Origin of the sequence: Kitasatospora sp. NPDC127067 (assembly GCF_042724755.1) — a bacterium.
GTDB lineage: Bacteria > Actinomycetota > Actinomycetes > Streptomycetales > Streptomycetaceae > Kitasatospora > Kitasatospora lactacystinica.
In genome coordinates, this window is sequence record NZ_JBHXEM010000007.1 from 1 (window position 1) to 12,757 (window position 12,757).

Annotated in this window: 16 protein-coding genes and 2 rRNA genes; 11 read left to right on the forward strand and 7 right to left on the reverse strand. The window is 72.4% G+C overall.

Going from position 1 to position 12,757, the window contains the following annotated elements; all coding sequences use genetic code 11:
* Together ACFWJ4_RS04725 and rrf are read left to right on the forward strand one after the other, a co-directional pair.
* Nucleotides 1–93: ribosomal RNA gene (locus tag ACFWJ4_RS04725) — 23S ribosomal RNA — on the forward strand; the annotation flags it as partial.
* Between the two features lie 81 nt (nt 94–174).
* Nucleotides 175–291, forward strand: a 5S ribosomal RNA gene (rrf, locus tag ACFWJ4_RS04730).
* Between the two features lie 133 nt (nt 292–424).
* Here the strand turns inward: rrf and ACFWJ4_RS04735 are convergent.
* Both ACFWJ4_RS04735 and ACFWJ4_RS04740 read right to left on the reverse strand, forming a co-directional pair.
* On the reverse strand, nt 425–625 hold the full coding sequence (locus tag ACFWJ4_RS04735) for a DUF397 domain-containing protein (RefSeq protein ID WP_380539151.1): 201 nt from the start codon (nt 623–625) through the stop codon (nt 425–427).
* A 10-nt stretch (nt 626–635) separates the two neighbouring features.
* Nucleotides 636–1,517: a helix-turn-helix domain-containing protein gene (locus ACFWJ4_RS04740; protein WP_380539154.1), complete on the reverse strand. Its 882-nt coding sequence runs from the start codon at nt 1,515–1,517 to the stop codon at nt 636–638.
* Between the two features lie 180 nt (nt 1,518–1,697).
* Between ACFWJ4_RS04740 and ACFWJ4_RS04745 the strand changes: the two genes are divergently transcribed.
* From ACFWJ4_RS04745 to ACFWJ4_RS04770, 6 genes are all read left to right on the forward strand, one after another.
* Nucleotides 1,698–2,063 carry an ATP-binding protein gene (locus tag ACFWJ4_RS04745; protein ID WP_380539157.1) on the forward strand — a complete coding sequence of 122 codons (366 nt, stop codon included), beginning with the start codon at nt 1,698–1,700 and terminating at the stop codon, nt 2,061–2,063.
* Entirely contained in the window at nt 2,060–2,308 is a 249-nt protein-coding gene (locus tag ACFWJ4_RS04750) for a hypothetical protein (RefSeq protein ID WP_380539160.1), read from the forward strand. Before ACFWJ4_RS04745 ends, ACFWJ4_RS04750 begins: the two co-directional genes overlap by 4 nt.
* A gap of 44 nt (nt 2,309–2,352) precedes the next feature.
* Complete coding sequence (locus ACFWJ4_RS04755; RefSeq protein ID WP_380539163.1) at nt 2,353–2,685, forward strand: hypothetical protein; 333 nt, start codon at nt 2,353–2,355, stop codon at nt 2,683–2,685.
* Between the two features lie 35 nt (nt 2,686–2,720).
* The gene (locus ACFWJ4_RS04760) at nt 2,721–3,677 is read left to right on the forward strand and encodes a GNAT family N-acetyltransferase (protein WP_380539166.1); all 957 of its coding nucleotides are present in this window, start codon (nt 2,721–2,723) and stop codon (nt 3,675–3,677) included.
* A 125-nt stretch (nt 3,678–3,802) separates the two neighbouring features.
* Nucleotides 3,803–4,138, forward strand: a complete 336-nt coding sequence (locus tag ACFWJ4_RS04765; protein WP_380539169.1) for an antibiotic biosynthesis monooxygenase family protein — start codon at nt 3,803–3,805, stop codon at nt 4,136–4,138.
* A gap of 65 nt (nt 4,139–4,203) precedes the next feature.
* Nucleotides 4,204–4,461 carry a hypothetical protein gene (locus ACFWJ4_RS04770; RefSeq protein WP_380539172.1) on the forward strand — a complete coding sequence of 86 codons (258 nt, stop codon included), beginning with the start codon at nt 4,204–4,206 and terminating at the stop codon, nt 4,459–4,461.
* A 157-nt stretch (nt 4,462–4,618) separates the two neighbouring features.
* On the opposite strand, the gene ACFWJ4_RS04775 is transcribed toward ACFWJ4_RS04770, so the two are convergent.
* The gene (locus ACFWJ4_RS04775) at nt 4,619–5,290 is read right to left on the reverse strand and encodes a DsbA family oxidoreductase (protein WP_380539175.1); all 672 of its coding nucleotides are present in this window, start codon (nt 5,288–5,290) and stop codon (nt 4,619–4,621) included.
* A 122-nt stretch (nt 5,291–5,412) separates the two neighbouring features.
* Entirely contained in the window at nt 5,413–6,759 is a 1,347-nt protein-coding gene (locus tag ACFWJ4_RS04780; protein WP_380539178.1) for a tetratricopeptide repeat protein, read from the reverse strand.
* A gap of 51 nt (nt 6,760–6,810) precedes the next feature.
* On the opposite strand from ACFWJ4_RS04780, the gene ACFWJ4_RS04785 reads away from it, so the two are divergent.
* Nucleotides 6,811–7,674: a hypothetical protein gene (locus ACFWJ4_RS04785; protein WP_380539181.1), complete on the forward strand. Its 864-nt coding sequence runs from the start codon at nt 6,811–6,813 to the stop codon at nt 7,672–7,674.
* On the opposite strand, the gene ACFWJ4_RS04790 is transcribed toward ACFWJ4_RS04785, so the two are convergent.
* Complete coding sequence (locus ACFWJ4_RS04790; RefSeq protein ID WP_380539184.1) at nt 7,644–8,093, reverse strand: MerR family transcriptional regulator; 450 nt, start codon at nt 8,091–8,093, stop codon at nt 7,644–7,646. The genes ACFWJ4_RS04785 and ACFWJ4_RS04790 overlap by 31 nt on opposite strands.
* Before the next feature lie 70 nt (nt 8,094–8,163).
* Here ACFWJ4_RS04790 and ACFWJ4_RS04795 point away from each other — a divergent pair, with 70 nt between their 5' ends.
* A complete protein-coding gene (locus ACFWJ4_RS04795) occupies nt 8,164–9,153 on the forward strand; it encodes an SDR family NAD(P)-dependent oxidoreductase (RefSeq protein WP_380539187.1) in 990 nt (329 codons plus the stop codon).
* Nucleotides 9,154–9,172: 19 nt separating this feature from the next.
* Here ACFWJ4_RS04795 and ACFWJ4_RS04800 read toward each other — a convergent pair whose 3' ends face one another.
* The gene (locus ACFWJ4_RS04800) at nt 9,173–9,691 is read right to left on the reverse strand and encodes a hypothetical protein (RefSeq protein ID WP_380539189.1); all 519 of its coding nucleotides are present in this window, start codon (nt 9,689–9,691) and stop codon (nt 9,173–9,175) included.
* A 120-nt stretch (nt 9,692–9,811) separates the two neighbouring features.
* Nucleotides 9,812–10,528: a chitinase gene (locus ACFWJ4_RS04805; protein WP_380539191.1), complete on the reverse strand. Its 717-nt coding sequence runs from the start codon at nt 10,526–10,528 to the stop codon at nt 9,812–9,814.
* A 236-nt stretch (nt 10,529–10,764) separates the two neighbouring features.
* Here ACFWJ4_RS04805 and ACFWJ4_RS04810 point away from each other — a divergent pair, with 236 nt between their 5' ends.
* Nucleotides 10,765–12,738: a tetratricopeptide repeat protein gene (locus tag ACFWJ4_RS04810; protein WP_380539194.1), complete on the forward strand. Its 1,974-nt coding sequence runs from the start codon at nt 10,765–10,767 to the stop codon at nt 12,736–12,738.
* Nucleotides 12,739–12,757 lie beyond the last annotated feature (19 nt).

The window sequence follows — 12,757 nt, forward strand, 5'->3', positions numbered from 1 at the left end:
GGCTCCCAGTAGACGACTGGGTTGATAGGCCGGATATGGAAGCCCTGTGAGGGGTGGAGTTGACCGGTACTAATAGGCCGAGGGCTTGTCCTCAGTTGCTCGCGTCCACTGTGTTGTTCTGAAACAACGACCCGCCCGAATCCTGTCGGGTGTGCGGTGACAGTTTCATAGTGTTTCGGTGGTCATAGCGTGAGGGAAACGCCCGGTTACATTCCGAACCCGGAAGCTAAGCCTTACAGCGCCGATGGTACTGCAGGGGGGACCCTGTGGGAGAGTAGGACGCCGCCGAACAATTATTCAGAAGAACCCCCATCCGGGTCCCGGATGGGGGTTCTTCGCGTTTCCGGGACGGCCGAATGCCTCGGAACAAGCCCTGGAACGAGGACCGCCCGCTCGCCGGTGCGGCGAGCGGGCGGGGCAGGGTTCAGACGAGGTGGTCGAACTCGCCGGCCCTGGCACCGAGGATGAAGGTGCGGAGTTTGGCTGCGGTGGTGGTCAGGACGACGGAGGGGTCGTCGGATTCGCGGACGTGGCGGAGATCCCCGTTTCCTTGCGCCAGTTCCAGGCAGTTGTCGGCGCCTTCCGCGTCGCTGTACGACGACTTCTGCCAGACCAGGTGGGACATCGGACGCCTTTCAGGTTTGAAGCTCGTAGAGGATGTGGTGAATGAGCCCCCAAGAGTCGCGCGCATCGAGCTTACGCAGGGCTTCGCTGCCATCGGCAGGCGGTAGCGCCAGCTCGCTCAGCTGCTGGAACTTCCTGGCGTAGACATCCGTCTCCGCCGGTTCGCCGAGATGCTCCGCTCGCTTGGGGCCGGACAAGATGATCGTTGACAGCTCGCGGCATCCTGGATCGCAGACCAGGAACGATGCCGATAGCGGGGCATGCTTGGGTGCCGTGAACGGCAGTACTTGGATGCTGACGTTCGGCATTTCCGCCATGTCGAGCAGGTGGAGGAGTTGAGCCCTCATCGCTGCGTCACCGGCGAAGCGCATGCGCAACGCAGCCTCATGGATGACGAAGTTGAGGAGCTTGTCATCGGTGAGGATGCGCTGTCGATCCATTCGGAAGCGCACCTGCGTCTCGGGCGCCCACTGACTTCCAAGGGCGCCTTCGTAGATCGCCATCGCGTAGTCAGGTAGCTGGAGGACTCCTGGGATGTAGAGCGAGTCATAGCTCTGGAGTCGGACGGACCGCTCTTCTGCTTCGGCCAAGTCCAGGGCCAACATGGGGACTTTGCCTTCGTACTCGCTCCACCAGCCCTTGCCGGTGCTCTGACCCATCTCGGCCAGGCCCTTGCGGTAGAGCGGGTCGGTGCAGCCGTAAGCATCGAGCCAGATCTCAAGGCGCTCAGGGTTCAAGGTGATCCGGCCAGCTTCGGTGTGGCTGACTGCCGGACCCTTCATGCCTACCAGCGCGCCGGCTTCTGGCGCCGACAGTCCGGCGGCCGTGCGCAGTCGCTGCAACTCTTCGCCAAATCGGCGCTGGCGTTGGCTGATTGGTCCTTTGTATCCCACGATCGCCCCTTCCCTGTCGGCGCAGTGTCGCGCACAACCCATGCGGGATGCCACTAACGAGTGAGTCTCCGTAGACGCCTTGCAACCTTGTCACTAGAGACCCTACTCTCAGTGTTGCACCGATCACACGGTGAAGTGTCTGCTTCGTCGATTCCCCCTCTTCCTCCCCTGGGGTGTCTCATGCGTGCTTGCAACCTTCCCGACTGGTCCAGCGCTCGTACCGAGCTCTCCGACCTGCTCACCTCCGCGGGGTGGCGACCGTCCGTCATCTCCGACGCCGAACTCGCCCTCCATGAAGTCTTCGTCAACGCGTGGCGGCACGGGGGCACCCTTGCGCCCGTGGTCGTGCTGGCCCTCGCCGATCACCGCCTCCGGGTCTCGGTCGCCGACAACAGCCCGGTCCTCCCGGAGTCCCGCCTCCCCGATGACCTGCTCTCCCTCTCCGGCCGGGGCCTCTTCCTCGTCCAGGCCCTCACCCACCGCTTCGGCGCCGAGCCCCGCAAGCAGGGCAAGGTCGTCTGGTTCGAACTGGAGGCCTCCGCGTGAACCGCCGCCGCTACCCCATGCAGCCCACCGACCCCCGCATCCGGGCCTACACCGAGGACCAGGTCCGCAGCCTCCTCGGGGAACTCCAGGAGCGCGGCCGCGAGTTCGGCCTGGTCTTCCCGTCGGCCGGCACGGACAGGACCCTGGACGGCCGGGTCCTGGTCCGTTTCAACACGGCTCCCGCCTCCACGCTCTTCAACCTCCTCACCCTCCTCTTCGACGCCGGCCACGGCGAGCGCCGGTGACCTCCGCGCGCAACCTTGCAAAGCCCGACGAACAGGAGCCCCCCATGTGCGTCCCCGACCCCGCCGCCGACCCCGACGTCGCCAACGCCCTCGCCGCCGCCAACTACGCCGTGGCCGCCGCCTTCAACACGGTCTTCGGCGTCGCCGTCGCCCCGCCCGTCCCCGACGACTTCGACTGGCTCAAGCTCGAAGACTTCGTCCACCACCTGGGCTTCGCCGCCGACGACTCCGACACCGCCCTCAATCTCTACCGTCTGCTCTTCGCCGTCCAGCGCGTCGCCTACCGCGAGGCCGCCGGCCGTAACTCCCCATGGCAGGCCACCCGTCTGAACCCCCGCTTGAACCCCCGCGCCGACGCGGTCCCCGGCCCGCGGTAGGCGGTGGCATCGGCCCGGACTGGCAGCATGTCCCCATGGATGCAGTTGACCTGGGCGAGTTCGTGGTGCGGCGCGGCAGGGAGGCCGACGCGGACGCGTTGGTCGGCATCGACTCGGTCGCGCTCGAAGGCGACGAGGACCGGGCGGCGAGCATCCGCAGGTGGTGCCGACAGGGCCCGATCAGCCCGCTGTTCGTGGCGGAAGGCGCGACCGGCCCGCTCGGCTACTGCGTCGTCGAGTACACGTTCTTCGAGCAGGGCTTCGTCACGATGCTGATGGTCGGACCGTCCGCTCGTGGCACCGGCGTCGGCCGCCGGTTGCTGGACGCCGTGGCGGCCTCCTGCGAGACCCCGAAGCTGTTCACCTCGACCAACGTCTCCAATCATCCGATGCGGCGACTGCTGCAACGGGCCGGGTGGCGGCCGGTCGGCCTTCTCCACGGCCTCGACGAGGGCGACCCGGAACTGTTCTACCTCCACCGACCGCGGAGCGGCACGTCCGGATCTCCGTCGCCGACCGGGTTGCGACCCGGCCGGGTGGACGAGTTCACGGCGCGTCTCGACAGTGCCTGGGAGTGGTGGCACGCGGCCGTCGAGGACGCCCAGGAGGGCCTCTGGACCCGCACCGCCCTCGAACGGCAGGTGATGGACGACCTCGCCGCCGCGACCGTCGGACTCGGATACCTGGAGCCGTCCGTCGAACTGCCCCTGCGCAACCGGCTCTGCCGGATCGCCACCTGGGCGGGTGTGCTGCGGCTCGCCGCCCGGGCGGGCGGCTGGGACCTCGTCCCGGTCACCGGAGTGGTCCCACCCCGCCCGGCGGGGATGGCCGAACTGCTCTCCGCCGTCCACGCGGTGGGGGAGCAGGGCGAGGCCTGGCTGCGGCGGCTCTCCGCTGACGGACCGCCACCGCTTCGCGCGGTCAACGGGTTCGAGGCCTTCCTCTTCGGCCCGGGCTCGGTCGAGGACCTCCGTCAGTTCTTCTACGACTAGTGCGGTGCCACGGACCGGCGGCGGCTTGGCAAAGATCTGGATCCCTTGTGGATCCCGTTCGGCAAAGACGCTGGTACGCCGGGCGGGTCCCGCCCTACGGTGACGCTGTGAGCAATGATGCGAATGTGCCTGCCGTGCCCGTCGAGGCCTTTGAAACCCCCTACTACGCGGCGGTCTTCACCGCGGTGCCGACCCAGGACCGGGCCGGCTACAGCGAGACCAACGACCGCATGGAAGACCTGCTGAAGGACATCCCGGGGTACCTGGGGATGGACCACGCGCAGACTCCCGGCGGGCTGTCCATCACCGTCGGGTACTTCCGTGACGCCGACGCCCTCACGGAGTGGCGGACCAACGCCGAGCACCGCGCGGCGCAGAAGCGCGGGCGGGCCGAGTGGTACGAGCGCTACACGCTGCACGTGGCGAAGGTGGAGCGGAGCCACGGGTTCGTGCGGGAGTAGCTCCCCGGAGCCCGGCCGCAGTCGTCGGGTCCGGGACGGCGGGGCGAGGCCCATAACCTGGTGATATGACGACTCCCTGGCCCGACGAGGCCACGTTCGCCCGCGGTGAGCGGGTGGCGCTGACCACCCCGGACCCGCCGCGCCCCGAACTCGGCCACCTGGGCGGCGAGATCCTCGGCACCCGGGGCGTGGTCCTCGAATGCGCCGTCGAGGCCGATGACCGCGACGGTGGCCACGTCGGGCCCGTGTACCAGGTCGAGACGGAGGACGGCAGTCCTTGGCGGCTGCGGCCGGAGTTCCTGAGGTCCCTCGACCGCCGGTAGTGCTTCGTCAGGTCGGTCCCGGTCCCGGTCCCGGTCCCGGTCCCGGGCGTGGGCGTGGGCGCGGGGCGGCATCGGCGCAGTGATCGGTCGGACCGTCCGGGCCTCGTCGTTCCTGGAGCAGGAAGTCGGCCGGGCCGACTTCCCACTCCGCGGCTGCTCAGTCCTTGGGCACGAGCGGCGTCAGCGGCAGGGCGACCCGGCTCTCCCAGGCCTGCTCCAGCGCCCGGCTGAACGTCTCCGCGGGCTGAGCGCCCGAGACACCCAGCCGCCGGTCCAGGACGAAGAACGGCACGCCCGTCGCCCCCATGGCGCTCGCCGTGGCCTCGTCCTCGCGCACCGCCTCCGCGTACGCCTCCGGGTCGGCCAGGACCGCCGCGGCCGCCTCGCCGTCCAGCCCCGCGTCGACCGCCAGCTCGACCAGGCGGCCCGCCTCGAAGGCCGACCGCTCCTCGGCGAAGTTCGCCCGGTACAGCGCGTCCAGCAGCTGCCCCTGCCGGCCGTGCTCCTCGGCGAAGTGCAGCAGACGGTGCATGTCGAAGGAGTTCGCGGCGTCGCGCCCCTCGCGCAGGTACGGCAGGCCCTCGGCGTGCGCGTTCTCCGCGATCCGGGCCTCCGCCGCCTCGGCCTGCTCCAGGCTCATCCCGTACTTGGCGGCGAGCAGCGGCAGCACCGGACGGGCCTCGTGCGGCGCCCGCGGGTCCAGCTCGAAGGAGCGGTGGACGACCTCCACCTCCTCGCGGTGCGGGAACGCCGCCAGCGCCTGCTCGAACCGGGCCTTGCCGACGTAGCACCACGGGCAGTTGATGTCGCTCCAGATCTCCACGCGCACGGCGCCGCACTCCTTCCAGCCTCGCGCGGACCTCCCGCGCCTGCTCCTGCCGGAACGCCTCCGTCCACCTGGATATTTCTCTCACTGAAATATCCAGGCCGGTCGGTCGGCGGCCTCCTGTCTCAGCGCCGATCCCAGGCCTCGCGCTGGGCGGACACCGTCGGGACGGCGGCGACGGCCTCGGCGTAGCGGCCCTGCCTGCTCAGGATCTCGGCAACCGCTCGGTGGGCCCCGTGCTCGGTGGACGACCGGAGCAGGTCGAGGGCCTCGTCCGCCCGGCCGTCCTGATCCAGCAGCCAGGCCAGCGTGGTGTCCCACTGGCCGGGCTCCCGCTCGCTCAGGGCCCGCGCCTCCGCGATGCCCTCGGCACGGCGCCCGGCCTTCGCGAGCAGGCGCAGCCGGGTGAAGCGCAGGACATCGGAATGCGCGTCGACGTACGCGGCGTCGAGGCCGTCGACGAGCTCCAGCGCCCGCTCCGGGCGGCCCGCCTTGATCAGCAGTTCGATCGCCTCGTGGAGGAGGTTTCCTCTGGCACGCTCGTAGGTGGGTCGCCCGACGTCGACGGCCTCGTCGGGGCGTCCCTGGCGGGCCAGGAAGGCCATGAGGCGCCGACGGGCGTGCCGGCCGTCCGCTTCGACGGCCTCGTGCAGGACGGCTTCGGCCTCCCGGACCCGCCCCTGCTCCTCCAGCGCCTCCGCGCACCGGTTCCGGGTGAGCCGCGCGTGCTCGCCGGCGGCCAGCTCGCGGAGCCGGTCGATCCGGCCCTGGCCGGCGAGGAGGTCCGCGTACAGCCAGGCGATGCGCGGGACGACGGGCAGGACCGGGCCCAGCAGCCGGATCGCCTCGTCCGCCCGGCCCATGCGCTCCAGGGCTCGCCCGTACAGCACCAGCACCTCCGACGGCTGGTGCCGGCACTCGCGCTGACCCCCGGCCGCGGAGCACCGGCAGTCCGCCGTGCCGCCCAGGGCCCGTTCGGCGCACGGGGCGAGCAGCTCCAGGACGCGGGCGTCACGGTTCTGCCCCCTGGTCAGATCGACCAGTGACTCCAGGATCCAGGGCTCCCCGAGGTGGGGCGTGAGCACCTCGACGGCCTCGTCCACCCGCCCGGCCTCCACCAGCGCCTCGGCGAACCAGCGGCAGTCGTGCGCCGACTTCAGGCCGGCCGCGTCCGGACGCACCAGCGCCAGCCCCTCCTCGATCCGGCCCTGCCGGACCATGATCGTGGCGGACTCCCGCACGGCGAGCGGCCAGCCGACCGCGACGAACGGCTCCAGGACCGTCAGGGCCCGTTCGAACTCCCCCACCGCGCACAGCTCACTGACCGCCACCTCGGCGCAGAACCACTCACCACGGTCCCGGGCGGTCTCGATCAGCAGTTCCAACTGCCCCTGGCGGGCCAGGTATTCCGCCATGGCAGGTTCTATTCCGCCGTCGAACTGCCGCTGCCAGGCGAGATCGTCAAGATTCACCGGGCCAGGCTAAGTGACGGGGTCGACGTCCTGCCCGGAGATAATCGGCGGATGTCCGAAACCTTCGTTGACCTGGGATTTGTCACGGCGCCCTCCGGGGTGGTGGTGCTGGCGATGGCCAGCTGGATCGACGAGTGGCCGAGGGTGGGCGAGCCGCTGTCGGTGCGCGCCGCGGCCGCGGCGGAGGCGGGCGGCGGGCACCTCCAGGAATGGGAGTACGAGGCGGTCGCCGTTCCGGCCGCCGCCGACCGGCCGTTGGCGGTGCGGGCCACCACGGAGCCTTCGGCCTTCGACGAGGAGCCGACGATCGCGACGCTGGAGATCGCCCTCGGCCTGCCCTGGCCCGAGGGGGTGGACAGTTCGGTGCTGCTCGGGGACCTGCCGGTCGACCGGGGCGGCATGGCGGTCGGCGACGCCGTGGGGCTGGACGCCTGGACGGGGCTGGAGCACGAACCGGCCGACGGACTCGCCGACCTCTCCTTCTGGGGCCGGTACGGGAAGGACGCGCACGAGCGGTTCGGCGGCGAGCGGCTCTCCCCGTACGGCGGGGAGGACGGGCCGTACGGGTGGCTCGACCTGCCGGTCGCGGAGGCGGTCGCGCGGGAGGTCGAGATCAGCACCTGGCAGGGCGGCCTGCGCGGCAGGGGAGTGGCGACCATGGTGGAGAAGCACGTCGACTACCTCCGCTTCCGGCGGGCCGGCCTGCACCACCCGCTGCACGTGGGCGCGATCGAGGTCGGCGGCTGCCAGGTGCTCGGGATCGACTGGGACCCGGGCGACCACGCCGTCCGGCACCACGGTGGGCGGGACTGCGGCCAGGTCTTCCCGGTCACCCTCGAAGCCGACGGCGCCGGCGGCACGGTCCTGCGCTGGACCATCCCGCCCTACGACCTCGACGAGAGCGAGGACGACTGACCGGGAGCCGCCGGCGAGCCCGCCGTCGGGTCCCAGAGCCCGGCGGCCTCGCCGCGCTCCAGGTGGTCGGCGTAGACGGCGGTCTTCCAGGCGATCAGTGAGCGGCACTCCTCCAGCTCCCGGATCCGCTCGTCGACGCGCTGCCGGTGGGCGTCCAGCAGCCGCAGCCGTTCGGCCTCGTTGCCCGGCCCCTGCCGTACCAGGTCGGCGAAGCGGCGGAGGTCGGCGAGCGGCATGCCGGACCCGCGCAGCCTGATGCAGATCTCCAGCCACTGCACGTCGAGCACGGCGTACCGCCGGCGTCCGCCCGCCGTGCGCCGCACCGGGCCGACCAACAGGCCCTCGCGCTCGTAGAAGCGCAGGGCGTGCACGCTGAGCCCGGTGCGCTCGGCCACTTCGCCGATGCTGAGTTCCGTCATGGCGTCAGAGCATAGGAGCGGACCCGCAGGGCTTGATCTAGACCGCGCTCCACTTCCTACCGTCGTCGCCATGACCACCACCAGCAAGGCCACCGCCGGCCGGCAGCAGCCGACCGGCTCGCCCTTCTCCGCCGCCGCCACCGCCGAGGACGTCCTGGCGGGCGTCGACCTCTCCGGCCGCACCGCCGTCGTGACCGGCGGCTACTCCGGCCTCGGCCTGGAGACCACCCGGGCGCTGACCGCCGCCGGGGCCACCGTGATCGTCCCGGCCCGCCGCCCGGACATCGCCCGTGCGGCGCTCGACGGAACCGGGAGCAGGATCGTCCCGATGGACCTCGCCGACCCCGTGAGCGTCCGTGCCGCCGCCGGGCTGATCCGCGAGGCCACGGACCACCTCGACCTGCTGCTGGCCGTCGCCGGCGTCATGGCCACCCCCGAGCGGCGCGTCGGGCCGGGCTGGGAGGGGCAGTTCGCCACCAACCACCTGGGGCACTTCCTCCTCGCCTGCGAGCTGTACCCGCTGCTGGCCGCCGCCCCGGACGGCGCGCGCGTCGTCGTCAACAGCTCCGCCGGGCACGCCCTGACCGACATCCGCCGGCACGACCCGCACTTCCGCACCGGCTACGACAAGTGGCTGGCGTACGGCCAGTCCAAGACCGCCAACGCCCTGTTCGCCGTGCACCTCGACGCGCTCGGCCGGGGTGAAGGCGTCCGGGCGTTCGCGCTCCACCCCGGGAAGATCATCACCGGGCTCCAGCGGGAGATGACCCGGCGGGAGCAGGTCGAGCGCGGCTGGGTGGACGACCGGGGCAACGTGATCGGCGCGGACTTCAAGTCCCCTTCCCAGGGCGCGGCCACCGGCCTGTGGGCGGCCACCTCCCCGCTGCTCGACGGCCGCGGCGGGCTCTATCTGGAGGACTGCGAGGTGGCCCGCGTCTGTGGCCCGGACACCCCGATGGACGACGGCGGCGTCCGCCCGTACGCCGTCGACCCGGACGGGGCCGCCCGCCTCTGGGAGCTCTCGCTGGCCGCGACCGGCGCCACCCCGGTGCCGCGCTGAACCGTCGGACCGGGCGCCGCTACAGGGACATCCAGCAGTACAGCTGCTCGCCGGCGGCCCGCGCCCGCCGGGCGAGGGCGATCAACTCCTCGGCCAGCGGCAGCAGGTCGGACGGGTCGGCGCCGTCCCACTCCTCCGCCTCGGCCCACCGTCCGACGACCTCGGGCAGCCGCTCGTCGGGCACCCCGGCGAGCGCGTCCCGGGCGGCGGCGCCCAGTGCGGTGACCCACGGGCCCGTCGCCCACGGGTCGTCCTCGTCCTCGGGCCCGGACGGGCCGGGTGGTGGTGTGGTCGGCCAGACGGCCGTCTCCGTCACCAGGTCGGCCCGCCACGGTTCCCCGAGGGCGGCCGCCACCAGCTGGCCGAGCACGAGGTCCGGATCGACGCCCTTGGCCTCCACCCCGTCGAAGGCCCCGTCGGCGGCCTTCTCGGAGGAGCCGTCGCCGTCGAGCGGCGGCAGCCCGCCGTCCCCGAGCTCCAGCGCCCGGACGACCGTGGCCGCGTCGGCCGCGCGGAAGTAGTCGGTCAGCACACCCATCGCGGCCGCCCTTTCGTTCGACGTTGGGCGCCAGTGAAGCAGCCGGCACCGACAGGGAGTGGGAAGTCGGCCCGACCGACCTCCCACTCCGCAGGGCCCGCCCCCGCTCCCGGCGGGCCGTCAGCAGGAGATGTTGCCGCCGCCGACGTCGGTGCCCAGCACGCCGACGAACTGCTTGTAGAGGTTGATCCGGTCGTTGCGCTGGTCCGGGTTCTTGCCGTCGCACTCCAGCGCGCCGTTGATGGTGCGGATGGTCTCGCCGAAGCCCTTGTTGTTGACGACGGCGTCGTGCGCGGTCATCCGCCCGGCGCCGCTCTGGGTGTTCCAGAACCAGAGGGCGGTCTTCCAGGACGTCGCCGGGTTCTTCTCGACCTGGTACGGGTCGTGCAGCAGGTCGATGTGCAGGGCGTCGCCGGCCGCCTTGTAGTTGAAGTTCCAGCTCAGCTGGAGCGGTCCGCGTCCGTAGTACGCGGACTGCCCGGCCGGACAGCCGTAGGACTGCGAACTGTCGCAGTAGTGCGGGTAGTTGGCGGTGTTCTGTTCGACGACGTACCGCAGGCCGCCGGTCTCGTGGCTGACGTTGGCCAGGAAGGCGGCCGCTTCGCGCTTGCGGGTGGCGGTGTCACCGGTGGTGGTGAACTTGGGGAAGGCGCCCAGGGCGTCGGTGAGGCCCTGGTAGCTGTAGAAGGAGTTCCGGTTCGGGAACATCTTGTTGAACTGGGCCTCGCTGACCACGAAGGACCCGGCGGCGGAGGCCGGGGCGCTCTGGCCGGCGACGGCGAGGGTGCTCAGCACGGCGGCGGAGGCCACCAGGGACAGGGTGCGCGAGAGCTTCATCGATCTCCTCGATTCCGGTAGTGGGATTGGCATTTCGCATGCGAAGAGCCCCCGTCATCCTCGCGGTCGGAAAGCGTCAAATATGGCCACCGGAGGTCTAAACCACTCGTACGGGTCGTATCCGGTCCGATCGCTGGACGCCGCCCGTCGGCGGGGGCCCACCGGGCTGTCGGTCGCACCGGATAGCCTCCTTCCGAGCGGGACGGCAGCACCGGGGGAACGGGGAGCAGGGGCGAATGAGCGGGCACACCGACGACACGGGCGACGAGCGCCTGGCCGCCGAGGGCGAGGTCGCCCTCGCCCGGCTGGCGATCGACTCCGGCGACCTGGCCCACGCCGCCGACCACCTCGGCGACGCGATCCTCGCCGACCCCCAGCTGCCCGAACTGCACGAGGCACTGGCCGAGTTGTGCGCGGCGGCGGGCGGACCGGCCGCGGCCCGCGAGCTGTTCCCGCTGGACGGCCAGGTGTACCTCGGCACGGTGGCCTGCCGGGCCCACGTGGAGGCCGCCGCCGGGGACTGGGACACCGCCGTCGGCCTGCTCGCCTCCGCCGTCCAGCACGAGCCGGCCCGCCCCTGGGCGCACGCCGCCTGGCTCGCCCGCGAGGACCTGCCCGGCCTGGTCGACCCGGACGCCGTCGCCCAGGCGGTGGCCCGCGCCACCGGCGCGCTGCCCGACCCGCTCCCGGCCGAACCGGCCGAAGCCGTACGGCCGTTCCACGACTTCGTACAGGCCGTCCTGGCCCGGCACGAGGACCACGTGTCGCTGCTGGCGATGGCCTCCGGTCTGACCCGCCGGCTCGGCGACACCGACCGCGCCGTCGAACTCGCCGATCGGGCCCACCGGCTGGCCCCCGGCTACCTGACCGCAGTGATGCTCGGCAACGCCCTGCGCTCGGCCGGCCGGCCGGAACGGGCGCTCGCCGTCTGGGAGGCCGAGCTGGCCCGGGTCGCGCCGGACCGCGACGACTCCAGCAGCTACCTCGCCGTCGACGTCGCCGAGTTGTACGGCGCCCTCGGGCGCCCCGCCGAAGGCCTGCCCTGGCTCGACCGGGTGCTCGCCGCCGAGCCCGACCACCCCAAGGCGGGCCCGGCCCGGTACGGGCTGCGCCACGCCCTCGACGGCGACCCGGCCCACCTGCTCGGCCTGGCCGACCACCACCGCTCCCACCCCGAGCACGAGTACGCCCAGGAACTGCTGGAACGGCTGAGCCACCGGGAGCCCTGGCTCGGCCTGGTCTCCGGCGCCACCGAGGCCACCGTCAACGTGCTGCACCAGGTGCTCGCCGCCCCCGACACCGGCCGCGACACCGAGATCGACTGCACGGCCTCCACCGTGGAGCCGCCCAGCTCGGTGCTGGCCGTCCGGCTCGCGCTGCCGCGCTCCACCGTCGGTTACCGGGCCGTCGGCGAGCCCGACCCCCGGCTGCCGCTGACCGAACCCACCACCCGGATCTGGGCCTGGGACGGCACCGACCCGCGCCCGGCCGTCGCCCCGCCCGCGCCGCGCAGCGCCGAACTCGTCCGCGCCACCGCCGAGATCTTCTGGCCGACCGTCCCCGCCGCCTACGACCACGCCGTCCGGCTGGCCGGACTGCCGCTGGACGACCTGCTCGGCGTCCTGGTCCACCCGCCCGTGCCGCGCGAGGACGAACTCGGCCGCGCCCTGCTCGCCCACCAGCCCGAACTCTGGGTGCGGGCCGTCCAGGTCTTCGCCTGCCTCGGCATCGCCCACCACCGAACCGACCAGCCCTGGGCCGGCTCCGAGCGCCGCCGGGTGCTGCGCGACCTGCTGCTCGGGCCGGAGGACTGGGTGGTCGAGGCGGCCGGCTTCGCGCTGGTCGCGATCGGCTGGACCCAGCCGCAGACCCGGGCCGACGTCGCCGCCCTGCTCCAGCAGCGGCTGCACCACGGCGCCCGGGCCCGCCGCACCCGGGCGGTGACGATCCTCCGCTCGCTGTCCGCGCTGGTGCTCGCCGCGCCCTGGACGTCCGACGAGGACCGCGCGCTCGCCCGGCACCTGATGGAGCAGGAGGACGCCGCCGACGCGGGGGCGGAGGCCGCACCGGAGGCGGCGGACCAGGCCGAGGCGGCGGAGCACCCGGGGACCGCGGAGCACCCGGAGGCGGCGGAGCGGGCGGAGGCCGAGCGGGCCGCCGGGGAGGAGCCCCGCCCCGGCCGCCTGCGCCGCCTCTTCGGCCGGGGCTGAGGCCTGGGTTGAGGCCTGG